Consider the following 1,666-nt stretch of genomic DNA (forward strand, 5'->3'; position numbering starts at 1 on the left):
CCTGAATCCGTGGCTTAATGTTGATTTCAAATGAAATATTTAGTCGAATCAAGGATAATTTGTTATAAAATAATTATTTTATAACTTTAAAAAGTAATTATTACACAAATCTAATAACTTATCGATTTGCTTTATTAAAATAAGCATGGGAAAACAAACCCCTGGTAAATATAAAATCATGGGGCTTGATTCCGGAAAAAACATAAGCATCTTGCTTTATTCAAATTGAAAAAGCCTGATAAATTCTTTGAAAAGAAGGAATCCACCGATTTCCCGTTCCTATTTTTAATCGCCGCTGTCTGGCATGAATAACAAACTTGGCAGCCAGGGTCATGTAATTTTGAATCACGGTTCGAATCCGGCGTCTTTGAACCTTTTTCTTTAACGGGGCATCCTCTTTTTGCAGGCTGACTTGACCGATAAGACGCAGTAAATTGTAAGCAAATAAACCAAAGTGCAACACTAAGGAGTTCGTATCAAACTTACCGGACGGCAATCGTTCTAAGTCTAATTCCGATTTCAATTCACTATGAAATTGTTCGCTCGTTCCATGGTCATGATAAAGATCAATCACGGTAGTCGCCGGGCAAGTAAGGGATGTCCAATAGGTATCAAACGAAATTTCAGGAAGAAGTAGGGTTTGCCCGTCTCTGTCACTTGTTCTTTCGATGACTTCAAATACTAAACGAACAGGTCTGTCCAGGCCTTTGATGGATTCGTTCAAGAAACCGCGGTAAACCGTTTTTCCTTCTCTTTCTTCGCAACACATTCCGTGCTTTTTTGCGATCATTAACCAGCCTTCTGCTGTTTCCTTACGTGGATTTCGTTTGATTATAAAATCGCTCTTTTCTTCATGGCAGATTTTAAGATTGTCTTTACTATCATTTCCTGAATCGGCTCTTAAGAGAAGACGCGTATCAGTCACTTTTTTCGCGTACTGAATGCTTTTTCTGATAAACTCGGGTGTTCCTTTTTGACAATGGTCACTTCCCCGTCGATGTTCAACATGGACCAAATAACCTTCTTGAGCCAAGTAAGCAAAGATTGGGGCAAATCCGTCTACGCCTTTATACGTTCTTGAAACGCCTTCTTTTTTCGTACCAGAATTATCAAACGGAGACACATCAATATCTAATGGCATATAGTCCGTATCATTAATGAGAATTGGAGTCAAAGGCGCATTGATTTTTCGAAGAAGTTTCGCTGATTCTTCAAGGAGAATCGGCTCCCATTTCCGGGTGGCTCCAGCTAGATCTAGACGCTGCCGCAATGTGGAGCAAGAAGGAATATGATCAATCTCAAGGGCATACGCAAAAAAGGAGTCTTCACGAAACGGCTCAATATGTTCAAAATCACTTTTCCCCTGGCATAATAAACCAATATAGGAATAAGCGATATCTTTATTAGAAGAGACAGGAGTCCGCTTGCGCCCGTTTTGTCTTAATTTAACGGCATTTAACCGGGACTTTAATTGTGTTTTCGAAAGTAATTGGCCAATTATGGCAATACCAGAGTGTGAAATTATTTTTTCGTTAGATTCTTCTATAATAAATTTAGCCATATGATCACCTTTAGGGTGAGCTATAAAAGCCCGTTTTTTTCTTTAATTATACCGAAAAGTTGGGTAATTTTGGACTTTTAATAATTTTTAGATCACGGATTCAGG

Annotated in this window: 1 protein-coding gene; it reads right to left on the reverse strand. The window is 38.4% G+C overall.

Annotated elements, in window-relative coordinates; all coding sequences use genetic code 11:
* Window positions 1–220: 220 nt before the first annotated feature.
* A complete protein-coding gene (locus WD019_RS21540) occupies window positions 221–1,561 on the reverse strand; it encodes an IS1380 family transposase (RefSeq protein WP_035351257.1) in 1,341 nt (446 codons plus the stop codon).
* Window positions 1,562–1,666 lie beyond the last annotated feature (105 nt).

Source organism: Fictibacillus sp. Mic-4 (assembly GCF_049843615.1).
Taxonomy (GTDB): Bacteria; Bacillota; Bacilli; order Bacillales; family Fictibacillaceae; genus Fictibacillus_A; species Fictibacillus_A gelatini.